Annotated in this window: 19 protein-coding genes; 4 read left to right on the plus strand and 15 right to left on the minus strand. The window is 51.4% G+C overall.

Annotated elements, in window-relative coordinates; translation table 11 throughout:
- The first annotated feature begins 1392 nt into the window (after positions 1 to 1392).
- Positions 1393 to 1701 (plus strand): hypothetical protein, encoded by a 309-nt coding sequence (locus SJI19_RS15135; protein WP_323479103.1) that lies wholly within the window; start codon positions 1393 to 1395, stop codon positions 1699 to 1701.
- Positions 1702 to 1838: 137 nt separating this feature from the next.
- On the opposite strand, the gene SJI19_RS15140 is transcribed toward SJI19_RS15135, so the two are convergent.
- Positions 1839 to 4088 carry a heavy metal translocating P-type ATPase gene (locus tag SJI19_RS15140; protein WP_323479104.1) on the minus strand — a complete coding sequence of 750 codons (2250 nt, stop codon included), beginning with the start codon at positions 4086 to 4088 and terminating at the stop codon, positions 1839 to 1841.
- 81 nt (positions 4089 to 4169) lie between these two features.
- Between SJI19_RS15140 and cadR the strand changes: the two genes are divergently transcribed.
- Complete coding sequence (gene cadR / locus SJI19_RS15145) at positions 4170 to 4601, plus strand: Cd(II)/Pb(II)-responsive transcriptional regulator (RefSeq protein WP_323479105.1); 432 nt, start codon at positions 4170 to 4172, stop codon at positions 4599 to 4601.
- A 119-nt stretch (positions 4602 to 4720) separates the two neighbouring features.
- Here cadR and SJI19_RS15150 read toward each other — a convergent pair whose 3' ends face one another.
- The 4 genes from SJI19_RS15150 to SJI19_RS15165 all read right to left on the minus strand — a co-directional run bounded on the left by SJI19_RS15150 (position 4721) and on the right by SJI19_RS15165 (position 8862).
- Complete coding sequence (locus tag SJI19_RS15150; protein WP_323479106.1) at positions 4721 to 5833, minus strand: amidohydrolase; 1113 nt, start codon at positions 5831 to 5833, stop codon at positions 4721 to 4723.
- 214 nt (positions 5834 to 6047) lie between these two features.
- Positions 6048 to 6935, minus strand: coding sequence for a PfkB family carbohydrate kinase (locus SJI19_RS15155; protein ID WP_323479107.1), 888 nt, complete (start codon positions 6933 to 6935; stop codon positions 6048 to 6050).
- 73 nt (positions 6936 to 7008) lie between these two features.
- Positions 7009 to 7983 (minus strand): SIS domain-containing protein, encoded by a 975-nt coding sequence (locus SJI19_RS15160; protein ID WP_323479108.1) that lies wholly within the window; start codon positions 7981 to 7983, stop codon positions 7009 to 7011.
- A gap of 108 nt (positions 7984 to 8091) precedes the next feature.
- Positions 8092 to 8862: an ABC transporter substrate-binding protein gene (locus SJI19_RS15165; protein ID WP_323479109.1), complete on the minus strand. Its 771-nt coding sequence runs from the start codon at positions 8860 to 8862 to the stop codon at positions 8092 to 8094.
- A 316-nt stretch (positions 8863 to 9178) separates the two neighbouring features.
- Here SJI19_RS15165 and SJI19_RS15170 point away from each other — a divergent pair, with 316 nt between their 5' ends.
- Complete coding sequence (locus SJI19_RS15170) at positions 9179 to 9994, plus strand: GntR family transcriptional regulator (RefSeq protein WP_323479110.1); 816 nt, start codon at positions 9179 to 9181, stop codon at positions 9992 to 9994.
- 106 nt (positions 9995 to 10100) lie between these two features.
- Here SJI19_RS15170 and SJI19_RS15175 read toward each other — a convergent pair whose 3' ends face one another.
- The 6 genes from SJI19_RS15175 to dcuC form a co-directional block, all read right to left on the minus strand.
- Positions 10101 to 11285 carry an alpha/beta hydrolase-fold protein gene (locus SJI19_RS15175; protein ID WP_323479111.1) on the minus strand — a complete coding sequence of 395 codons (1185 nt, stop codon included), beginning with the start codon at positions 11283 to 11285 and terminating at the stop codon, positions 10101 to 10103.
- A 45-nt stretch (positions 11286 to 11330) separates the two neighbouring features.
- Positions 11331 to 12965, minus strand: a complete 1635-nt coding sequence (locus tag SJI19_RS15180) for a carbohydrate porin (RefSeq protein ID WP_323479192.1) — start codon at positions 12963 to 12965, stop codon at positions 11331 to 11333.
- 185 nt (positions 12966 to 13150) lie between these two features.
- Positions 13151 to 14545, minus strand: a complete 1395-nt coding sequence (gene ascB / locus SJI19_RS15185) for a 6-phospho-beta-glucosidase (RefSeq protein ID WP_323479112.1) — start codon at positions 14543 to 14545, stop codon at positions 13151 to 13153.
- 40 nt (positions 14546 to 14585) lie between these two features.
- Complete coding sequence (gene bglF, locus SJI19_RS15190) at positions 14586 to 16475, minus strand: PTS beta-glucoside transporter subunit IIABC (RefSeq protein WP_323479113.1); 1890 nt, start codon at positions 16473 to 16475, stop codon at positions 14586 to 14588.
- A gap of 357 nt (positions 16476 to 16832) precedes the next feature.
- Positions 16833 to 17678: a BglG family transcription antiterminator LicT gene (gene licT / locus SJI19_RS15195; RefSeq protein WP_323479114.1), complete on the minus strand. Its 846-nt coding sequence runs from the start codon at positions 17676 to 17678 to the stop codon at positions 16833 to 16835.
- 181 nt (positions 17679 to 17859) lie between these two features.
- A complete protein-coding gene (gene dcuC, locus SJI19_RS15200) occupies positions 17860 to 19215 on the minus strand; it encodes an anaerobic C4-dicarboxylate transporter DcuC (protein WP_323479115.1) in 1356 nt (451 codons plus the stop codon).
- Positions 19216 to 19555: 340 nt separating this feature from the next.
- On the opposite strand from dcuC, the gene cycA reads away from it, so the two are divergent.
- Positions 19556 to 20950, plus strand: coding sequence for a D-serine/D-alanine/glycine transporter (gene cycA, locus SJI19_RS15205; RefSeq protein WP_323479116.1), 1395 nt, complete (start codon positions 19556 to 19558; stop codon positions 20948 to 20950).
- A 95-nt stretch (positions 20951 to 21045) separates the two neighbouring features.
- On the opposite strand, the gene SJI19_RS15210 is transcribed toward cycA, so the two are convergent.
- From SJI19_RS15210 to SJI19_RS15225, 4 genes are all read right to left on the minus strand, one after another.
- Positions 21046 to 21603 (minus strand): RBBP9/YdeN family alpha/beta hydrolase, encoded by a 558-nt coding sequence (locus SJI19_RS15210; protein WP_323479117.1) that lies wholly within the window; start codon positions 21601 to 21603, stop codon positions 21046 to 21048.
- Between the two features lie 286 nt (positions 21604 to 21889).
- Positions 21890 to 22768 carry a metal ABC transporter substrate-binding protein gene (locus tag SJI19_RS15215; protein WP_323479118.1) on the minus strand — a complete coding sequence of 293 codons (879 nt, stop codon included), beginning with the start codon at positions 22766 to 22768 and terminating at the stop codon, positions 21890 to 21892.
- Positions 22765 to 23649, minus strand: a complete 885-nt coding sequence (locus SJI19_RS15220; RefSeq protein WP_323479119.1) for a metal ABC transporter permease — start codon at positions 23647 to 23649, stop codon at positions 22765 to 22767. Before SJI19_RS15220 ends, SJI19_RS15215 begins: the two co-directional genes overlap by 4 nt.
- Positions 23649 to 24353, minus strand: coding sequence for an ABC transporter ATP-binding protein (locus SJI19_RS15225; protein WP_323479120.1), 705 nt, complete (start codon positions 24351 to 24353; stop codon positions 23649 to 23651). The genes SJI19_RS15220 and SJI19_RS15225 overlap by 1 nt, the downstream gene beginning before the upstream one ends.
- Positions 24354 to 24565: the final 212 nt, after the last annotated feature.

Genomic DNA, 24565 nt, shown 5'->3' on the forward strand with positions numbered 1-24565 from the left:
AGCGTACCACCTTCGTCCAATTGTTATGGACATCAAATGTAGTAACACTACTGACTTAATGCGGTTTTCTACCGTATATCCGGTGTCATTTATGGGTAAAAGCACCTGTGATATGATGTTATCCACGCCCAGTACTTGGCCACCATGATCATTACATCGTTTATATTAAATTGATTTAACCATCTTCATGGTGTGATATTCAGGGCAGATTAACTATCAACGTACTTATAAAATAGTTATCAGTGAAATTATATGTCACTCCCGCATTGGGTTTAACTCCACCCACATCCTTACAGGGCGTGCAACTGGGTGCTTTCCGGATAGTCTCTCCCATATACAACCCTGCGCTGACCAATTACCAACCCGTGGCGATAAGTAGTCTCACTAACCCAGGCGCTATTCACATTAATAATGAGTACCAAGTGGGTCCAACTAACGGACCTTACACTGGGAGAAGGTGTATTGTGAAAAATCCTAACAATACGACTTTTGACTAATGTGTTTTTTTAGCCAGTATGGGTTTCATTTCCTACTGGTCTTTTATCGGCATAGGGGACAGCGTAAGGCTGTGTCCTTGCCACAAGATGAACTGTACCTTACAAAGCGGTACAAGCCGGTATGGCAAACCGATACGCGTTGACCACTGTCTTATTTTACTGGTAGGGGTGGGCACGGTGCCGCCCGCAGCGTGCAACTGCATGACAAGCGTTGGCCAGTACGCCAACGTTCGTATTGGTGACAATACTGGTTATGTTGTTGATAGTTAAATCACGGAAAAAACGTCAAGTAAAAAATATAGGGATATGTAAAATTTTACTTATAGCAAACGACATAAGCATCATCCTAAAAAGTTCCCAGCGGTTACCCTGTCAATACGTTTCATGTGATTTACCATAAATAAACATTATAATCATATATATAAATATTATCTGTATCTCGATTTTTATATTTTCATCAAATCGTTGAAGTGACTAATGTCATCGACAGGTTATCTATAAAAAACATAAAATCCATGATTTCACTAAAATAGTGAAATAGATCTTACAATTTTAGACTATAAAAAAAATAAAAAAATTATTTCTTTTTTAGAATAACTATCGATATTATTAAATTATGTGTTTGATTTTTTTATTAAAAATAAAATTTTAGATAAGTGCAATTCATTAGCAATTGCATTTCGGCACGTCCAGCGTTACAGTCATTTCTGACAACAAAATATCACAAATAAATAACATGCGTCATCAGGCATATTCCGCGACTTTGATTTTGTACAATTATATTATATGAGAAATAGGTAATTAATTACCCCATGTTGGGTTTATCTATACTTTGACTATATAAGTTATCACAATAAACTTTTAAATAAATAACTCATCATCAGGTGAATATAAAATGAAAAAAGCCCCCTTCTATATTGCTTTTTTAACAGCATCCATTGTGCTCTCTGGATGTTCAAGTTTAGGTTTTGGTCCAGGTTCTAAACCATCATCAACTGCACCAAAGATAACCACGCCTCCTGGCCAGAAACAGTACTGGGACAATGCAAGTTTATTTGGACCGGTCCCAACAGAATATCAAGCGGAGGGCAACGAAGCTTGCCAAACCCAAGGCAATAAAAAAGCCATTGGTTATTACCCTAATCCTAAAAAATACGATGGCACCTATTTTGGCAAAAGAGGTTATCTCTGTACTTTATATTAGATGAAACACCAGGTGAACTATAGGCTATTACAAAAAAAAAGAAAGGTCGAATTCTCAGCCCACTGGCTGAGAATTCTTTTTTGTAGCATCAACAACAATATTTATGACTCACGATATACCCTATCGTCCCGTATTTATTACCGACGCGCCAATCTTAGCCCGTTGGCCACCACCAGCAGGCTTGTCCCGACGTCGGCGAACACCGCCATCCACAGCGTAGCCATACCCAGCATGGTAAGCACTAAAAAGGCAGCCTTGATGCCCAGGGCCAGAGCGATATTTTGCACCAATATTGATCGGGTAGCGCGCGAGAGGCGCACGAAACGCGCAATCTTGTTGAGGTCGTCGTCCATCAGCGCCACGTCGGCGGTTTCGATGGCAGTATCGGTTCCCGCCGCGCCCATGGCAAAACCGATGTCGGCCCGCGCCAGTGCCGGCGCATCATTGATGCCGTCCCCCACCATGCCGACCTTGCCGCTGCGGGCATAGGTTTCTACCGCGCGCAGTTTGTCCTCAGGCAATTGATCTCCCAGGGCGGTATCAATACCGACCTGATCGGCGATGGCTCGGGCGGTATGCGGGTTGTCGCCAGTCAACATAACGGTTTTAATGCCCAGTGCATGCAGTGCCTGGATCGCCTTTCGGCTGCTGTTCTTCACCGTATCCGCCACGGCGAACAGCACCAATACTCGCTGACCATCGGTAAGCAGGATCACGGTTTTACCTTGTGCTTCTAGCGTACCGAGACGCGCCTCAAGCGCTGGTGAACAGGCACCCGATTCATGAATCAAGCGATGATTGCCAAGCTGGTAGCGCCGGCCGCCAACCGTGCCGCGCACCCCACGTCCCGGCAGAGCGGCAAACTCGGTGACATCCAGCAACTGGGGAGCATTTTGTTGCCCCGTCACCACAGCGCGTGACACCGGGTGGTCGGAACGGGCAGCGATGCTCACGGCAATGCGCACCGCGTCCAATTCCTCAGGCGCATCCAGCACCACGGTATCGGTTAACGCCGGTTTACCGTGGGTGATGGTGCCAGTCTTATCGAGTACCAACCAGGCGAGCTTATGTCCTTGCTCAAGATAGACACCGCCTTTAACCAAGATGCCATGACGGGCCGCCGCCGCCAGGCCGCTGACGATAGTGACCGGGGTGGAGATCACCAGTGCACAGGGACAGGCGATAACCAACAGCACCAGCGCCCGATAGACCCACTCATACCAGCCTCCGCCGAACAATACCGGCGCCAGCAGCGCAGTGGCCAACGCAAAGACAAACACCGCTGGTGTGTAGTAGCGGGCAAATCCATCGATAAAACGCTGGGTCGGCGCCCGCGCCCCTTGAGCTTGCTCCACCGCATGGATAATACGTGCCAGCGTCGACTGGGCACTACGCGCCGTGACGCAAAATTCAAACGCCCCCGATCCATTAATCGTGCCGGCGAACACCGCATCACCGTGGGTTTTCTCCACCGGCAAACTTTCACCGGTGATTGGCGCCTGGTTAACGCTGGATTCGCCGGAAATAAGCACCCCGTCAAGGGCGATGCGCTCGCCGGGTTTGACCCGTACCACCTGACCTACGTCAACTGTCTTGGCGGCCACTTCGCGCCAGCCGCCGGTTGCCTGCTGTACCGTCGCCACTTCCGGCGTCAGTTGCACCAGACTGCGAATGGCATTACGTGCGCGGTCAAGCGACTTGGCTTCAATCAGCTCGGCCAAGGTAAACAAGACCATCACCATGGCCGCTTCCGGCCATTGTCCGATCAGTACCGCTCCGGTGACGGCAATACACATCAGCGCGTTGATATTAAGATTGCCGTGGCGTAGCGCAATCCAACCCTTCTTATAAGTACCGACGCCACTGATGGCAATGGCCGCTAGCGCCAGCACGGCACCTATCCACACCGGCCACGAAAACCAGGATACCGCTTCAGCCCCCAACGCTGCCATGCCAGCCAGCGCCAGCGGCCACCCAAGGTTACTCGTAGGCATGGACTGTTGTGCACCGTCATCCTCGTCGTTCAGCGCAATGCTGTCCATACCTAACGTGCGGATAGTCGCCTCGATTGCCGGCAATTGGCCCGGCAGATGCACCACGGTGAGCACCCGCGCCATCAGGTTAAATTCCAGCTCCTGTACCCCGTCCATGCCACCCAAGGCTTTGCGGATCAGCGTCTCTTCGGTTGGGCAATCCATCTGGGCGATCCGCAGTTGGCTATGGATACTGCCAGGCGGAATCGCTGTTGATACAGGTTTTTTTTGTGCAGATGCTGGCGCTTCGTCGACTGGACAGCAGCCGTGTGAGCAACAATCCCGCACCGGGTCGATCTTTGCACGATCGCCGGCAGGCGAAATTTTGGTAAATTTGACTGACTGCAAGGCCATGGCACTCTCCCGATCATATTATCCATGGCACATTGCACACCCTAAAGCTACTATAGAGTCAATACATAACGGAGGTGGTTTATGAGAATCAGTCAACTGGCGCAACTGGCGCACTGTACGGTGGAAACCGTACGTTATTACGAAAAGGAAGGTTTGCTGGCGGCACCGCTGCGAACGGCGGCCAACTATCGCAGCTATGGGGACGATCATGTTGAGCGTCTGCGTTTCATTCGCAATTGCCGCGGGCTGGATATGACCCATGGGGAAATTCGTCAGTTGCTGAGCCTGATGGACCAACCCGATGCTGGCTGTGGCGCAGTGAATCAGCTACTGGATGAACATGTTTGCCACGTGGAGGTGCGTATTGCACAGCTGACCCGCCTCAAGCAGCAGCTCACACAGTTGCGCCAGCGCTGTCAGCAGGAACAGCGCATGGACGCCTGCGGTATCTTACAGGGCATCGTCTCCATGGAGACCGAACCGACGCCGGAAAAACATACGCATTTAGGGTGACAACGTAACCCACCACGATGGACGATATTTCTCGCCATCCGGTTTTCTCCGCGCTATTTCGGCTATCGCGCGGTGGTCCCCCACCGCAACTGAGACCTAGTGCATCCGCAGCGCCCCATTTAAGTCGTTGTACCCAATACCTTTTTTACGCAGGTTTTAAACACCCGCACGCCGATATCCAGTGCCGCCGTATCAAAACGCATTTCAGGGTGATGCAGACCCGGGGTCAAATTCGCCCCCAATCCCCAGAAACCGGTCTTGATTGCCGGACGCTGGCGCGGATAGTGGAAAAAGTCCTCGCTGCCTGGCGTAAACTTAGGCTCGGTTAGCCCTTTTTCACCCAGGACCTCCACAATGGCATCAGCAATCAGGGCGGTCATGTCCTGGTCTATGATCGCGGCGGGCATTTGCTTGAATAGGGTGATTTCAGCACTGGCACCCAGTGCCGCCACACTGTGCTTGATGGCCTGAATAACTCTGGCTTGCAGTTCTTCCATCGGCTCATTGAACTGCGTGCGGAGATCCCAGCATACGCGCGCCTGCGCCGGTATGGAGTTGGTCACGCCCGCGTCGCAGACAAACCGCGTGGCTTTAACGCTGTAAGTCAAATTGGGTGCCAAGTGGATGGTGTTTACCGCCTGGACGGCACCTACCGCTGCATCTAGCGCGTTTACACCCAGATGCGGGCGAGCCGCGTGGGCGGGAACGCCGGTAATGATAGCGTCCACCGCCGCGCATGCCGAATAATGCATCGCCGGGATCGCCAAGCCCATCGCACATTCTTCCAGTGGGCGAACATGAAAACCCAGTAGCATATCCACATCATCAATTACGCCGGCGTCAACCATCGCCAGTGCACCAGTGCCCAGTTCCTCCGCAGGCTGGAAGATGAGCTTTAAACGGCCTCGTTTAACAATACCCTCGTTAATCACTTGCTGGGCAGTGCCCAATATGACCGAAGAGTGACCATCGTGACCGCAGGTGTGGCGCGCTGCCATAGCACCATCGATAATATGACCCAGCGCATCCATGTCGGCGCGTAAGGCTAGAACCGGGCCGGGCTGCCCGCTGTCCAGCTCGGCGACAACACCGGTGGTGCCATTCACATTGCGGGTGACGGCGAACCCAGCGGCGGTCAAGGTATCCGCGATATACGCAGCGGTTTTGAATTCAGCAAACCCCAGCTCAGGTATTTGATGCAAAAATTGGTAATGCTCTAACGTCGTGCTCATGGTCGGGCGTCCTAGACATCATCATACCAGATAAAAAATGGCGCATATTACGAAAAGATACGCATAAAATCATTGGGATATAAGGTTAGCCATGAGATCAGAATAGGGTCATGGTTTCACCCGGCAGTCTCAACAATCTCATTAAGGAGGCAAATAGCGTGCCGAGTATGTGTATTAACTACAACAGATTTAGTATCGATGGGATCGAGAGTTATCAATAGCGCTCACCGCAACCGAATGAACCGTCTTGTAGGCAGATGTCGGCAGCAAAATCGGCGGCCATCGCCAGGCTGGCGACGATTCTGTCCGCGTCCGGCGCGGCGGTATTGGATATGCTCATGGGCTGCAGCCTATCCTCTGCCATAGCGATTACCTGCGTACTGAGATCAAAGTAGCCCAGCAAGAATGCTGTGATAAACGCATCCCCCGCGCCCAGAGTATCCACCGGAACCACTTGCCGCGGCCTTTGTTCATACCAGTGCCGACCGTCATACAGTAGCGCGGGTTGCGCACCTCGCGTCGCCACCGCGCAGCCGGCCCCCGCCGCTACGGCTTGCGACAAGATGTCGCGACTGCGTTCAGGGGTTTGCTCAGCGCAGGAAAAAAAAGCGAAATCGAGGTAAGGACATAACGCCAACGCCGTCGCCAGCAGAAAATCGTCTGAAAAATCATAGGATAGTGGTAAACCTAGCCGGTATAGCGCCGGTAGCTGAGCGTCCAGATAGCCATAACTGCCGGTATGGATCAGCGCAAAAGATCTCAGGTAGTCCAGGTCATCCAGCACAAAATCCATGGAGGTGAAACGACTTACCCCCCCTTGATTTGACCCGAGAAAACGCCGTTCGCCCTGTTCAATGGTCAAACTGGCGCACCCATTTTCACCGCTGACCTGCCGACAACGCGACGCATCGACGCCTAAGCGTTGTAGCGTTGTCTTGACCTGCTCCGCCGCCGAATCATCGCCAAACACCCCTAGATAGGCGGAAGGGCAGCCGAGCAGGGTAGCGTACACGCTGAAATTAAGTGCGTTGCCACCGGGATAACGCGTTTGGATATGATGGTATTGATCAACCACATTATCGCCGATACCGATAACTTTCATCACGACTCCACTCTGTCTGACCCTTTGGCGCTGCGGCAGCCTGCCGGAGCACATGTTTCGCCCTTCCAGGCAATTAATAGATTACCTGGCCCATATACCGACGGGTTTCCAGTGGGTGTTCCCGTCGTTGTGCCAGCGCCGCGCGGTATTCACACATGACGCTATAAAACAGTACGGGGTTAAAGTACTCCACCACCTCTGGAGGCAACGTCGCAATGCCCAGCTCCTTCGCATCAATCACTTCCACTTTATCCGCATACTGGTTAAGGAATGACAACGCACGCTCGTCCAATGCCCGAGTGCGGCCTTGGTTCATCATCAGAATAAACGGCGTCTCCCGGTCAGTCACTTCAAACGGTCCGTGGAAAAATTCCCCGGAATGGATTGGCGCCGCATTCAGCCACTGCATCTCCATGAGTGAGCAGATGGCAAAACCGTAGGCGTGCCCGTAAGATGCGCCGCTGGACAAAATATAAAATAATGACTCGTGCTGATAACGTTCGGCAAAACGCACGCTCCGAACGGCGACCTGCGCGCGTGCGCGCACTACAACCCCATCTATCTGCACCACGCCGCGCTGGAATGCCGCGTAATGCGCGTAACCTTCAGTTTGTTGCAGGATCTCGACGCAGAGTCCAAGAATAATCGCCATTGGGTTATCCGCTACGCTTGAGTCATTGCCCCAAGCATAGATAATATTGTGGTCGGCAACACGTTGTAAATCCGCTTGTGGGTTATGGGTCAAGGCAATAGTGGTGGCCCCACGTCGTTGCGCCAACTCGGCGGCAGCGACGGATTCCGGGGTATTGCCACCATGGGAGCAAACGATCACCACCGAATTTTCGCTCAGACTTGCCGGAGCGGCGTAAACAAACTCATTGGCGGTATACATGCCGTTGCGTAGCGTCAGCGCCTCACTGTCGAGGAAATATTTCGCCGGATACATATCAACCAGCGATCCCCCGCAGGCCACCAGGAATACCTGTCGTACACCGCCGACGTGGTTTAATCTGGCCACTGTGGCGGCAATTATGGAATGCGCATTCATGTCAAAAACCTTGTTTAATAAGATGATAATTTGGCGTCCTGCTGCCGGTTCGAACTGCGATCGCGCCGGATGGGTGACAAAAACCGTAGCCGCCATCCGGTGTTGGTATTAATCGCCATAAATATTAAAATTGAAGTATTTCGCGGCCAGTCTGTCATAGGTGCCGTTGCTGCGAATCTTAGCGATGGCTTGATTTAACGAGGCCTGCAAGCGTTGGTCTTCTTTACGCAATCCAATGCCGGTACCGGGTCCAAAAATTTCCCGATCGTTGACCCGTGGCTGTATCAAGGTCAAATTTTGTCCCTGGGGTTTACTCAATAGGGATTGCGTCACCACCGTGGCATCATCAAGCGTCGCGTCCAGACGCCCTACCACCAAATCGGCGTAGACTGCATCGGCGCTGGGATAAGGGATAACGTCCACCCCGGCCGGCGCCCAATATTTTTTCGCGTAGGTTTCAAATACCGACCCTTGCTGCACGCCGACCCGTTTGCCTTTGAGCGATTCGGCGGTGGGCGTTAAGCCACTGTTTTTAGCCGCCACCAGAAAAGCCGGCGTATTGAAGAGCTTGTCGCTGAAGTTTATGGCTTTGCCGCGCTCCGCGGTGATGCTCAGTGACGACAGAATAGCGTCGAATTTCTTGGCTTTCAGTGCCGGGATCAGACCGTCAAACCCATTCTCTACCCATTGGCATCGCGCCTGCAATTCACTGCAAATAGCGTTACCTAGGTCGATATCAAAACCGGCCAACCGGCCATCGGAAGTTTTATACTCAAACGGCGGAAATGTAGGATCAACACCGAAACGAATGCTTTGCTGTGCCTGCACGGAACAGGCCAGTAACGTCAGAGAAAGAGATAACCAATGCCTTGTTTTCATTAAAATGGCTCCGAAGGATAATTGACGGTCAGACCTAACCATTCAGAACGTGAATGGTTAGGTCTTAATAAAACATACCACTAAATAGACCAACGATTAATGGTATATCTTATAGCGTTCAGATAAGCAATAATTTCCCACTAAAAAGCGCTGTGATGGTCTGGTTATGGCTCAATAATGTGCCTTTCGGCGTTAATTTTTATATCGTGGTATAAGTATAAGTAGATGGTATACAATGTTTAGTGACCCCAATGGCGTGATTTGTCGCCATTCTTTTGGTTAAACACCGTACGGTGTATCCAGGTGAAAATAGACCATGGTTCTACCTTCCGAAAAAGCCGTCGGTAAACGCCCGCGTAAGGCCTATCTGGCAGCACGTCGAGCCCTGCTGAGCCTGCTGGAAACGCCGGAGTACAACCCCGGTGATCAAATTCCCGCCGAGCGTGAACTGTCGTACATGCTGGGTATCAGTCGCATGACGCTGCGCAAAATCATCGACGAGCTGATAACGAGCGGAATGTTGCAACGTAATGGCAACCGTGGCACTTTCCTGGCCGGCACGGCCATTGAGCGGCCGTTAAGCCAGCCGGTGCAACAAGGGATCAGTAAAATCGTCGAATTGAACGGGGCGGTGCCCAGCAGCAAGCTGATTTTCTTCCATCAGGACGCCGCCAGTTCGCGCATCGCCCGTCTGCTGGATATCAATACCGGTATGCCGGTATTGATTATCAAACGTCTGCGTTTAGCCAATACCCAACCTTTCTGCCTGGAAACCAGCTATCTCCCCCAGGCGCGGGTACCGGGGCTGTGCGCCGAGGATATGCGTCAAGGCACGTCGCTTAACCAGTTACTGGCCGAGCGTTATGGCATTATTGGGACGTCGGACGAAGGCACCATCAGGGCAGGTATTATGAGCGAAGAGGAACAACAGTTGTTGCAAGCCGGACCGGGGGCGCCAGCCCTGACTTATCGTGGGGTTATTTTTGATGCTCTGAAGCAGCCAAACGAATACTTGGTATCGGTAAATCATGCACAGCGCGTCGCGTTTAAGATAACCACCAATAACCCAGCCAACCCAGAGATACCGTCAGAGGATATCGACCAAGACGGTGCTCAATCTACACCCCGGTAGACATTCATTGTTGTAATAACCTCAATCGACAAGCACTTGCTCGTTTGAGGCTCTCATTGCAGGTTTCTTTTGACCGACCCGTTATCGGGCCGGCCGGGTCGGTGGGTTAACGGAATAGTTTTTGTACAAAATCAATGTAGGCCGGACGCCAAACATCCATCTCATGGCCCAGTTGGGGATAAAGATGGTAGTCAAACTTAATCCCGCGCTGTTCCAATGTGTGTTTCAGCCCGGCAATATCCTGACCGGTGATATTATCCTTTTCGCCAACCACCACCGTAAAATTGACCAATTGTCGATTGATTTTTTCCGGATCGTTTAACTGTGCCGCCACGTTGGCGTTAGGGACACTCGTGGTGGTGACACCACTAAAGGTGGCCAGCGCGCTAAAATAATCCAGATGACTCATACCTGAAACCAGTGTCTGATACCCGCCTTGCGACAGACCCGCTAATGCACGACCGGCGGCATCCTTGCGTACGTGGAATCGTTTATCAATCAGGGGAATGATGTCATGGATCAACTCCTGATCGGCCGCCGCCGCATTGCTCGGATAAAACACCTTGCGACGTTCTTTCGGTAGGTAGTTTTCCGGCGTGGTGGTGGCGGTATCGGTTTCCGTATCGGGAATCACTACCAACATCGGTTTGATTTTCCCTTCAGCCAAGAGATTATCCATGATCTGGGGAATACGTCCTTGATCAATGGCCGATAGGCCGCTGTCGCCAAAACCATGGTAAAAATAGAGTACCGGCAGCGGTTCGCTGGCGCTATCGTAACCCGGCGGGGTCCAGACGATCAGTTGACGCTCCTTTTTCAGCTCATGGGAGCGGTAAGTCAAGGTACGCAGATCACCATGGGGCACCTTGCGAACGTCTACTATGCTGCCGGGCACCAGAATAAGACTGGTATTCACCTGGCGCTGTGGTTTGGTATACGCGGTACCGGTATCAATGCTGCGGAAACCATCTACATTAAAAAAGTATTCATACAAATTGGGTTTCATCGGCGCGGAGCGAAAGGTCCAAATGCCATTAGCATCTTTATTCATCGGATGGGCCACAAAGCTTTCCGGCGTGGCACCGGTAAACAGCGTGACCTTCTTGGCGGTAGGTGCAAACAAACGAAAACTAATACTCTTATCCGCGTTTACGCCGGTCACGTATTGCTTAACCGCCTGGTCTTGCGGCGGCAATGGCGGGAAACCTGCTGGTAAGGTAACTGCGCCGACATTAAACGTCGAGCACAATAAAAAACCTGGGATGATGAATGAAAGAGACGTTTTTTTCATTATTTTGATCCTTTATTTATCTACTTTGTTAAAAAACACAATGTGTTACCACCAGGCTTCGGCCTGAATACCCAACGTAAATTGATCTTTTTTGCTATCCTGGAAACTAAAGTTAGATAACTGGTTCTCCAACACGTGGATATAGGTACCATAAAAACGGATTTCAGGCCGTGAGGTCAGCATACTGGTGTCCACTTTCAGCGCGTGATACAGAGTGGTTTTGTACGCCGATTCTTTTAAATCTTGGCCCGCCTGGGTTTTATTGGTCTGGGTAAACCAGCCCAATTCCACACCCGTCTGGTTATAATTATCCCAAATCCAGGCGGGGCGCACGACGGTGCGGAAGCTTTCATAATCACTGTGAGCACCGCTTTCGTAGCTATACACATCGTTGCCGCGAGAATAGACCAGTGCGTTAGCCATAATGATCTGTTTCGCCAGGTACATTTCACCCTGGGAAATTGCCCGCAGCGCCACGCCATTAGTATGGTCACCGTAATAATAACCGTTATAGCCCATAAATGGACTGGCACCAGAATAGCGGGCGAAGCTACTGGCAAAAGAATTATTGGCGCCTTGTAGGGTAAACTCATTAAACCCTTTACGACTAAGTTGCTGGCGCACAATCACTGCGGCCATCCATGCATCCTTGAGTTTAAAATAGCTGCCATTGCGCTCATTGTCATCTTGAGTATCATTTTTATTGGCTAACGCGTATTTACCCATAAATGACAATGTCGCACTGTCCCAAAGTGGAATGTTTTTATAACGTAAATCCAGTGAATTGGTATTCATCTGGGTTTTGCTGGCAAAATCCCGTGAATACACGTCCAGATCTTCGCGGGTCAAAGACATATCCAATTTGCCGATTCCAGCATTCATATTTTCAATACCTACACCACCGCCGGAATCGGTTCTCACACTTTTCCAATCTAGCATTTGGATTTCATATACCGGTAACGCATGCTTGCCTACCCAGAAATCCGCCTCCGGTGCGAATGGCAAAAAACCTTTCGTAGTTAAGTAAATATCGGAGAATTGCAGTTTATTTTCGTTGCTGCTGTCGTCACCGAACCAACCAGCGCTATATTGTTGTCCAACATTACCATCAAGTTTAATCACCGCCTGGGCAGTTTTGCCATCTTGGTTGTAAACCCGCTGTTTTAGGAAAAGATCGAACCAACCACTATACTCATTGCCAAAACGTCCCAATGAACCAATGGCATAGGACTTGGGTGATCCATTGCTACCACTAGCCCAACCGGTGCGGATATAACCGGAATAGGTAAACCCGATATCATCTTTGACATACTGGCTAATATCCTTAAGGCTCAGTTGCGGTGGTGTCGTTACGCGGGTCGCGGAGGATCCGTCGGCCGACACATTCGACGGTGCCGTAGCCACGGCGCCTGAACTTACTGCTGCGACAGGCAAGGCAGCGGACCGGCCGGCGGTGCTGGTCGATTGCTGATTTGTGTTCGCCGCACGTTGCCGTTCAGCATTCGCCTTATACGCTATAAATTCATTTTTCGTGTTTTGTAGCTCTTTTTTGTTGGCGTTCAGTTCCTGTTCTAATAACTCCAGACGTTGTTCAACCGTTAATTTCGCCGCCAGCGCATGATTAGATAAAAGTGCTGTGCTGATTAGGACTACCATTATTTTTAGAGGGTACAATTTCATCATGACTATCCTCTGATGAATAATATAAAGACCAAAAAAAACCAACCTATCGGTCCGCTATAATGCCAATAGGTTGCCTGCCGGTCGGCGCGCTAACGTCGACCGGTATTTTTTGCGCAATAGTCCTCTTAGCGTTCATGCCAAGAGGCGTTTTTTAGGCTAGGTTGCGTGCCTACTGCGCTTATTTATTTCAGGTGGGCACCGTTGCTTTTAATAATGTCCGCGTACCAGTAAAAGCTTTTTTTCCGTCGCCGTGCCAACGATCCTTTACCGGCGTCATCACGATCGACATAAATAAAACCATAACGTTTGGACATTTGTGCCGTAGAGGCGCTGATCAAATCAATTGGCCCCCAACTGGTATACCCCATCACCTCGACGCCATCCTGTAGCGCCTCGCCGATTTGTGCTAGATGATCGTTAAGATAGGAAATTCGATAGTCATCGTTAATAGCCCCCTCCTTGTCAATGATATCCTTGGCGCCCAGGCCGTTTTCTACCACAAACAGCGGTTTCTGATAGCGATCGTAGAGCTCATTTAGAATAATGCGCAAACCGATAGGATCGATTTGCCAGCCCCATTCCGAACTCGGCAAATGCGGATTTGGCACCATGCTGAGGATATTGCCGCGTGCCTGCTGGTTGAGTTGCTCATCGGTGGTCACACAACCGGTCATGTAATAACTGAACGAGATGAAATCAACCGTATGGCCAAGGTCGATACGGTCTTGCGGCGTAATATCAAGGGTGACGCCCAGCTCGCGAAACAAACGGCCCATATAGGCTGGATAAGCGCCGCGTGCCTGCACATCGGAAAAATAGAGCCACTCGCGGTTTTTCCACTGGCTTTTCAACACATCCGCCGGCCGACTGGATAAGGGGTACATCAGCGCGCCAATAATCATATTGCCAATGCGCGCGCCAGGTATCAGTTCATGACATGCCCGCACAGCTCTGGCGCTGGCCACTAATTGGTGATGAATGGCTTGGTAGATGTCCTGTTTGCTGCTTTGCGCTGACAGGCCGATGCCGTTAAACGGCGCATGCAGGGCACAATTAATTTCGTTAAAGGTCAGCCAGTATTTTACCTTATGCCGGTAACGCTCGAACACCGTGCGGGCATAGCGCTCAAAACAATCGATAGTGGCACGGTCAGCCCAGCCGCCATAACGCGTCACCAACCCATAAGGCATTTCATAGTGAGACAACGTGACCAATGGCTCAATGCCGTATTTGGCCATTTCATCCAAGACCCGATCATAAAATGCGAGGCCAGCCTCATTAGGGATATCCTCATCACCCATAGGGAATATTCGGGTCCATGCAATGGAAATGCGCAGACATTTGAAACCCATTTCGGCAAACAGTGCGATATCTTCCGGGTATCGATGGTAAAAATCGATAGCGAGATCCTTTAGTGCATGGTCCCCTTCCTTGCGCTCCACCCGGTCGCCGAAAATGCCATTTGGCAGCATATCAGCAGTGGAAAGTCCCTTGCCATCAGCCAAATAGGCCCCTTCAATTTGGTTGGCGGCAGTGGCACCGCCCCATAAAAAGTTATCTGGAAATACATATTTCATTTCTTAACTCCTCAGTTCGGCACAGCGTTTTGCCGACGATTCAACGTATGATGGTCAGCAATGGCAATCCCGCAACGATGTGCTCATCGGTTACCGGCAACACATCCATAAAACAATCACTGTTAGTGATTAATACTGGCGTGGTGATATCAAAACCCGCAGCAACAATTGCCGGCAGATCGAATTCAATCAACAGATCACCTTTCCTGACGGTTTCACCGACGCTGACATGGGCGGTAAAATACTGGCCATCGAGCTTAACGGTATCGATGCCGACATGGATCAACAGTTCAATCCCCTCCTCTGATTCCAGGCCGATGGCATGGTGCGTCTTGAACAACGAGGCCACGGTGCCGTCAACCGGTGACACTACCCGGCCAGCGCTCGGTATAATTGCAACTCCTTTGCCCAACAGGCCACTGGAGAACGTTGGGTCGGTCATCGCGGACAGCGGTGAGAGTTCGCCGTCTAGCGGACTGCTGATCAACTGCCTGCGCAGCATCGGTTCGGTTTGACTCGGTGCTGGCATTGTCGGATTATTCGCTGGCGCAGGGGTCTGTTCAACGCGATTAAAGGCAAATAAACAGGTTGCAATGGCGGCGAAACCAAAAGCCAGCAATGCCCCAACCCCTGCGGCCCAGAAAGAGGCATCCAGTCCAGCGGGGGAAATAATTTGGGTAAAGGTGAATACGCCGGGAAAGCCGAACGAATAGGCCGTAGTGTGATAAAAGCCCAGTACCGCGGCACCCAATGCACCCCCGACACAGCCAAAAATAAAGGGCCGGCGCGTAGGCAAGTTCACCCCGTACACCGCCGGTTCGGTAATTCCCACCAGCGCGGCGGATACCGCTGAACCGGCAATGCCCTTAATCTTGGCATCGCGTGTGCGCAGCATCACCCCCAGCGCAGCGCCCGCTTGCCCCAATACCGCCGGCATCAACAACGGCAGCAAGGTATCGTGGCCCAGCATGCTTAAATTATTGATCATCAGCGGCACCAGTCCCCAATGCAAACCGAACATGACGCACACTTGCCAAAACGCACCGGCCAAGGCACCAGCCAAGGCGGAATTCAGTCCGTAAACCACTTGATAACCCGCAGCCAACATCTGGCCAAGCCAGGTCGCAGCGGGACCTACCAATAAGAACACCAGCGGGACCGTAATGACGACACACAAAAGCGGCGTGAAAAAATTACGAATATTGGCGTGTAATAGGGCGTTGAGTGGTTTTTCCAGGCGGCAAGATAACCACGCGGCAAATATTATCGGAATGACGGAAGATGAATAATTAATAAAGGTAATCGGCAGCCCCAGAAAATAGAGCGTTTCAGCACCGGGTTGCCCCATCGCCGAGAACGCGGCGATCATGGTGGGATGTACCAGCGTGCCGCCAATGACCATGGTGACAAAAGGATTACCACCAAATTTTTTGCCGGCGGTATAACCCAAGACGATGGGGAAAAAATAAAACAATGTATCGCTGGCAGCATATAATATTTTATAGGTACCGGTTGCGCTGCTGACCCAACCGCAGACCAAGGCTAAAGCCAAAAAACCCTTTAAAATCCCCGATGCGGCCATAATACCGATAATAGGCGTGAAAATGCCGGAAATCACATCAATGAAACGCGCCGCAATATTCTCTTTTGCACCATTGCTACTTTCATCAGCGCTGATTTCCCCCAAACCCGTTGCCTTCATAACGGCCTGATAAACGTCACCGACATGATTGCCGATAACCACTTGGAACTGGCCACCGCTTTCGACCACCATGATCACCCCTGGATTGCGTTTCAGGGCAGCGGCGTTGGCTTTATGCTGGTCTTTGAGTTTGAAACGCAAACGCGTGGCACAGTGCTCCAAGCTATTGATATTGCTAGTGCCACCTACCCCTGTAACGATTTCATTGGCGAGTGCTTCATATTTCATGATCCGTCCTTAACACCGAGTAACTACACAGGAACAACTGGGCGGCTTGCCGTCCAAACGCTGTATTTAGGGCAAAAAAAAACCTAAATATTCTTTTCCAGCGCACAGAGTTTGCGTGGAAAAAATATTTAGGTTTTGCCTGTAATGCCTGACATGCACCTTATGGCGTTTGCGGCTTTACAGTAACAATCCGTATGCTATTTCATTACGACTATCCAAGCGCACGGTTCGATTTCCGCACACACTGAAATAGCAACATCTCTTCGATTATAGTGACTAATTTATTTTATCATTGCAACAGGTTCATTGAATTTCAGGTGGATAACGTGATGGGGTTAACGTTATCTTACCACTTATTTACTCTTCTTCCGGCCGTTCTGTTCGCACCCGCTCAATATGGATACACAGGAACAGCATCTCTTCTTTGGTTAATAAATATTCATATTTATCCAAGATGAAAATCTGTATTTTTTGCGCACACTGATAAGCAATGACATATTTGTCGCGGACCAGATCGTGCAAGGATTCGTCATCGCTATATACGCCATTTTTACCCAGCATGCGCTGGGCAAAAAACTTAAGATGCGTAACAAACCGGTGATAACTTAACGACTGCTCATTATAATTGAGCTGCAGTTGGTATTTAACGATATTGAGGATTTCTTGCATAACATGGGTGATTTGAATCACCTCGGGCATTTCACCGTCGAGCTGTGCGTTAACCAGATGCAAGGCAATAAATCCCGCCTCATCCTCGGGCAACCTTACGCCAAGGCGGTGGTTGATAATCTCCAGCGCCTCAAGGCCAACCGCGAACTCATTGGGATAGAGCCGCTTGATTTCCCATTGCAAACCATTGCGCAGATCCACACCCTGCTTGTGCCGTTCAATGGCGAAATGGCAGTGATCGATCAGGGAAATAAACACACTGTTTTGCAACTTTCCGGTTAATCGCAGCTTTGCCAAAGCGATGATACGATCGGCGGTAGTCAGCACCTCAAGGGGAATTTCCGCCAGCAGACTGCCTAAACGCGCGTTCAGTTCGCCACTTTTCAGCGCAAACACCTTCTCAATTAAACTTTCGTCCAGTGCATCACCCGGTTTTTTTTTAAACCCCAGACCGCGTCCCATCACCACCTGTTCGAGACAATCCTTATCCATGACGATAACGACATTATTATTGAGTATTTTGTCAATTTTCATCGCCCAATCCCAAAATGCAAAAAACCAGATATCAGACTCGATGTCAAATATCTGGTTTTGCCTGCTAACGCAGTAACAATCCAACTGGCTATTAAAATAGCACTTAATGGACGCCATTCAATAGCCTTGGGATGAAAACGTGATGTTGATCGCGACCATCAAGGAAAAGCCCAAGATAGGCTTACTGCTCTGGAACCAACAGCACAGTGGCAACCACCACCACCACTAATCCAACCAATACCGGCACCGAGGTGCGTTTCACCACCTCAAACGGTGAGATTTTCGCCATTCCCGCGACCGCCACCACCACCCCCGAGACCGGTGACAGCGTACGACCGAGATTGGATGCTTGCAGCATCGGAATCACCAGATAGGCTGGGTTGATGCCCATCTGGGCGGCAAGTTTGGGGATAAGTTGCACAAACGCGTAAAACGGCGCGTTACCAGAACCGGTGGTCATGGCCGCCAGCATGGTTATCGCCACCAAGACCAGCATCATGATGATGCCACCGGTGCCAAAGGATTGCGCAAGGCTAATCAGACCACTGATAAAACCAATGGTGCTAAGCCCCTGGGCAAACACCCCGGCTGCCACCAATAGCATCACCACTGAGGCAAAAGCATCCGCCATACCGCGATAAGCCACTTCCAGACCAGAAAACACCGTTTGTGCGCTGCGGGTGCGGCAAAACTCAATGAGCGCGGCCAGCAACATGCAGATCACCAGCACGGTAATAATATGCAGTTCCGGCCCCCACTTACCATCGAAGATCAGTACCCCAAAAATGGGCGTAAAGGGTAACAGGGCATAAAAAGCCGGCGCATTGGTTTTGAGCTCGCTAACGTCTAACATCTGATGCGGTTCATCGCTTTTATTATCCAGATACCGCTGCCAGAAATAATGGGCGATGGCCATGCTGGCGATCGCCGCGATGGAGATAGGCAGCGTAATTTTAAAAGCAAAATCCACCAACGGCAATTGTGCTGCCTGAGCCGCCAAGACCACGTCGCCAGAGGTTGGGGCCAGGATAATGGCCGCAGGCGAGGCACAAATCGCCGCCGCCGCGCCTCGACTAATACCGACGTTAACCATCACCGGGAACAGGGTTGCCATCAGCAACACGCCCAAGCCGGTGGCTGAAGACACCGCCAGGGACATTAGGCATGCCACTAGGTAGGCGGCCACCATCAGCAAATAGGGTGAATTAATCATCTGCAACGGGCGCGAGGCGATTTTCACCACCACGTCGTTGGCGCCAATATGGGTCATATAGGCGGCAAACCCACACAGCATCATGATCATCATGCCAAGATCGCCGCCACGGCTCATTAGCAGGATTTTGACATACTCAACAATGTCCGTAGCCCGCCATCCGGTCGTCGTGGCGCTGGCCGGCAAGACAGCCTTGCCCATCAGTGCGCTGAGCGTCAGCAGGAATAAACCGCCAACCAGCAACACGCCAATGGCTGAATATCCCTTGATAATGTACCGGCCCACCACAATGGCGACAACAACGCCAATCATCAAATCAAGCATAATTCCTCTCATCTTAGCCAACGCTCAGGCGTGACTATTTTATTAATTGGTGCCAATAGGGAAACTACTGGTAAGTCAACGCTGCACTTTGCCTATAAGTGCGTGCAGATGTTATGACGCTCATCAAGGAATATCACGGATGTATCCACCAGCAGCAAGGAATAATGAAAAATAAAATATTGCTCACATTATTGCTGCTCATTATCGCGGCGCAGCCGATAAAAAAACATTTCCCTTAAACCTCCTTATTACCTATCTTATGTGCCGGCCACGCCGGCGCGGTTTGCAACAATATCAGCCAGCAGAGCCGACATAACATTACTGACAGGAACTGTTCCATATGGTTGATAACACGAAAGACACCGTTTTCGTCACAGAGAGTCCAGTAAAGCTGCGGCGCAGCTTACATAACCGTCATATCCAGCTAATGGCCATTGGCGGAGCCATTGGTACCGGCCTGTTTATGGGATCGGGCAAAACCATTAGCCTGGCAGGTCCTTCGATCATCTTCGTGTATATGATCATCGGATTTGTGCTGTTTTTCGTGATGCGCGCGATGGGTGAACTGCTGTTATCAAACCTAGAGTACAAATCTTTCAGCGATTTTGCCGCCGATTTGCTGGGGCCGTGGGCGGGCTATTTTACGGGTTGGACCTACTGGTTTTGCTGGGTGGTCACCGGCATTGCCGATATGGTGGCCATCAGCGCCTATTTTCAATTGTGGTTTCCACACTTTTCGATCTGGATGAGCGCCCTGCTTTGTGTTGTGGTGTTTGTGTCCCTGAATATCGCCACGGTAAAATTGTTTGGTGAAATGGAATTTTGGTTTGCGATCGTGAAAATCATCGCGATAATCGCCCTGATCGGTACTGGCATTGTGCTGGCGGCACTGCATTATCCCTCGCCTTCCGGCACCACCGCATCGGTGGCCAATATTTGGCAATATGGGGGTATGTTCCCCAAAGGACTCAGCGGCTTTTTTGCTGGTTTCCAAATCGCGGTGTTCGCATTTGTCGGCATTGAGTTGGTGGGTACTGCCGCCGCCGAAACCCATGATCCGCACAACGTCCTGCCGAGAGCCATTAATGCCATTCCTCTGCGCGTGATTATGTTTTATGTGCTGGCGCTGTTGGCCATTATGGCCGTAACGCCCTGGAGCAGCGTCATCGCCGACCGCAGCCCGTTTGTTGAAATGTTTATGCTAACGGGGCTACCTGCCGCCGCCAGTGTGGTGAATTTTGTGGTGCTGACCTCGGCGGCCTCGTCGGCCAACAGCGGCATTTTTTCCACCAGCCGCATGCTGTTCGGCATGGCAGAACAGGGAGTGGCCCATCGCCGCTTCGCGCAGTTGTCGCGCAGGGCAGTGCCGATCAATGGATTATTGTTCTCCTGCTTCTGCTTACTGGCGGGCGTTGCGCTGATCTATCTGATTCCCAACGTCATGACGGTGTTTACTCTGGTCACTACGGTGTCCGCCATTTTATTTATGTTTGTTTGGACCATTATTCTGTGTTCTTACCTGGCGTATCGCCGAAAATACCCCAAGCGTCATAGCCAATCCAACTTCAAAATGCCGCTGGGTAAACTGATGTGCTGGGTCGGCATGGCGTTTTTTGCCTTTGTCCTGGTGCTGCTGACGTTACAACCTGACACCCGACAAGCGCTGATAGTCACGCCTTTGTGGTTTATTATCCTGGCCATTGGCTGGCAATTGCGCAAGAAAAAAGGGTTGTAGGCAGACTTGCCTGCACGAGGTGACATAGGCGGCGGATGTCGTTGACAGTCACCCTTGACTTAGTCTTGCCGCGATTTCACTGTCGGTGCCCAAGGCTAAAAGTAGTCTTTTAGCACCGCCATCAGGGCGGGAAACTGGTTAAACCCATCCAGTGCGCGAAAATGACCGGCGGCAGGGAAACTGTATAGCTCGGCGGAAAGCGAGCTGCTCAAGGTCTCGGTAAGATAGTTTGGTACCACATCGTCGTTTAAGGATTGCAAGATAATGCGGTGGTGTGTACAGGCTTTCACCTGTTGGAAGTCAATACCGGCCTGGGTAAACTGATTAAGTTCAGGAAGGCCCGGTACCGGATCGGCAAACCCTGCGACTAGCACGATGCCTCCCACCGTGACGTTCTGGCTGGCCAGGTACTGCAGTAGCGTGACACAGCCCAGGCTGTGCGCAATAAACCAGGTATTACGCGAAGGCAGAGGAACGCTGGCTTTAAGATGGGATAACCATTGATCGGGCTTGGGGGCGCGCGGAAAAGGCATTCGCGGCAGGATCACCTCGATACTCTTTTTTTCAATTTGGCTTTTCAGCCAGTGAAACCAGTGATGTCGCGGTGTGGATAAAAATCCGTGGACAATGACCAGTTGATCAGGTTTATTCATTGATTCACCCTCGGTTAACGGTGGTCGGAGACCCAGCCATCGGGGAATTCACGCTGCTTAATAGCCAGAATAAACGCGGTATATGTCATTCAGTTTGCAAAGCTGATTATATTGCCGGTGCTGCATCCTCGGGGTAGCAAATGGCCCCAATTCGGTTGCCGGGCAGCATCGCCAGTCATAGGGATGTTACCATCACCGTCCGGGCATTGCGCGACCGATCTGCCACTATCATAGCCCATCGACATTGAATCCGATGCCGGGGAGACCCGGCATCGTTATGCGGGGGTTATTTCATGCTGTTCACAATCGTGTCCACATTGTGCTTAAACGCCGCTTCATAGGTGGCGGCGGGACCGTCGGCCTTGGACAACGCTTCTGGATAGAGCTCGCCCCCCGGCTGCGCGCCACTGGCGGCAGCGACCTGTTTGACCAACCGGGGATCGGTCTGGTTTTCCATAAAGTAGGTTTTAATATGTTCCCGCTTAATCTGATCGATCAGGGCTGCCACATTACCGGCACCGGCCTCCGATTCGGTGGAGAAACCGACCGGGGCCAGGAAGGTCACACCGTATTCGCGACCAAAGTACCCAAAGGCGTCGTGGCTGGTAATGACCTTGCGTTTTGCCCGTGGAATAGCGGCGAATTGCGTTTTTGCCCACAGGTCCAGTTTATCCAGCTGTTGAATATACGCCTCGCCGCGCCGGCGGATATCCCCCGCGTCGTCAGGATCGGCGGCAACCAGCGCTTCCATAATATTACGGGCATAAATGGCACCATTGGCGGCGCTGTTCCAGGCGTGCGGATCGGTTACCGTTTTGCCCTCGTCCACCATTTTACGGGCGTTCACTCCGTTGGAGGCGGTAATGACCTGACCGCGATAGCCAGAGGCACTGATCAGACGGTTCATCCAGCCTTCCATACCCAGGCCACTGACAAATACCACATCAGCCTGTTTCAACGCCTGGCTGTCCCGTGGTGAAGGTTCAAAACTGTGCGGGTCCCCATTGGGCCCCACCAGGCTTGTGACCTTGACATGTTCACCACCCACTTGCTTGACCATATCGGCCAACACAGAAAAACTGGCCACCGCATCAACGGTTTTTGCCCACACACTCGGGCTTAGGACTATCATCACCATTGCCAATGAGACCGGTAAACGTTTCATTCTTTCTCCTTGCTATTAACGACTCGATGCCGCCGCAGCGCTGCCATAAACCCGCCGCGTGGACCCAATAGAACCGACACAAAAAAACACAGGCTCGCTGTCAGCACAATAGCCGGCCCGGCCGGCAGCGAGGCATAAAATGACCAAAGCAGCCCCATCAAGGAGCTTAATAAACCGATCATCACACCGAGCAATAGCGTGGTGGTGAGATGTCCGGACCAGCAGCGGGCCGCTACCGCCGGTAGCATCATCAGCCCTACTGACATCAATGTGCCGAGAATTTGAAAACCCGCCACCAGATTGAGCACCACCAACGCCAAGAACAGCGCATGGATCACTTTGGGATAACCACGTCGGTTGACACGCAGAAAGGTCACGTCAAAGGACTCGATAATCAGCGCACGATAAAGCAGCGCCAGCGCCAGGACGGTAAAGGTGGTGATAATACCGACAAAGCTAATGGCGTTTATATCTACTGCCAGGATTGAACCGAACAGCAGATGCAGTAGATCTACGCTGGAACCGTGTAAGGACACCAGCGTCACCCCCAGCGCCAGTGATCCAAGATAGAAACCGGCGAAGCTGGCATCCTCTTTTAACGCGGTTTGCGACGTCACCAGGCCGGAGAGAATGGCCACCAACAGACCGGCGATAAAACCACCGATACCCATTGCCATCAGTGACATACCGCAAAGTAAATACCCCACGGCCACGCCGGGCAGGATCGCATGGGACAAGGCATCCCCCACCAGGCTCATACGGCGCAACAGGAGAAATACCCCCAGCGGCGTGGTACTCAGCGATAATGCGCAGCACGCCACCAGCGCACGACGCATAAACCCATAAGAGACAAAAGGGTCAATTAACCAATGGATAATCATTAACTTACCTGGAATAGTGAGGGACGGTCCCGGCGTTCGGCCGTACTGAGAGACAAGACCTCGGCAGAGGCACCCCAATGGACATGTTTTTGGCTCAACATCAGGGTTTGCGGAAAATGGCGAGCGACCAGATCGCTATCATGCAGCACCACCAACAACGTTTGCCCGCGGGTATGCAACTGAGCGATCACCTCCATCAGCAACCGGCAGGTCTGGCTGTCGATACCGGTGAAGGGTTCATCGAGCAAGACTAAAGGGGCGTGTTGGACCAGCAGACGGGCAAACAGCATGCGCTGAAATTGTCCCCCTGACAGCGCTTCGATGGGGCGAGACGACAGCGCAGATAAACCCACCCGCTCCAGGGCCTGCTCAATACGTTTTTTATCAGCGCGACCAATACGTCCGAGCAGCCCGGTAGCCGGCCAGCAGCCCATGGCAACCACATCAACCACATTGATGGGGAATTGATGGTCCATTTCTGACTGTTGCGGCAAATAGGCCATGCGCGGCCGGACAGCAGCATTAAACGTCAGTTGTCCCGATACCGCGGGCAACAGCCCGGCAAGGGTTTTCAGTAAGGTGGATTTACCACTGCCATTAGCCCCCACTAGCGCGGTCATGCTGCCGGTGTGGACACGGCCGCTGATCGGCAGCGAAATCCCCTGGCCTTGGTAACCCAAAACAATATTTTCAAGTGTTATCATGGTAATAAGGTCGCCCAATAAATCGCGCCCCACAGCAGTACCAGCGCACAACAGGCCAACAAAAGGCGAGCCAACCACGACGCAGTCAGCAGATTGAACCTTGCACGCGGATCGGTAATGTTAATCGACTTGGGCATAAAAAAAGAAAGGTTAGTAAGTGTTACTGTATAACATAACACTCATTATCCATTGAAGGCAAGAATTTGTGTTAA

The sequence above is a fragment of the Acerihabitans sp. TG2 genome, from assembly GCF_035013185.1.
GTDB lineage: Bacteria > Pseudomonadota > Gammaproteobacteria > Enterobacterales > Enterobacteriaceae > Acerihabitans.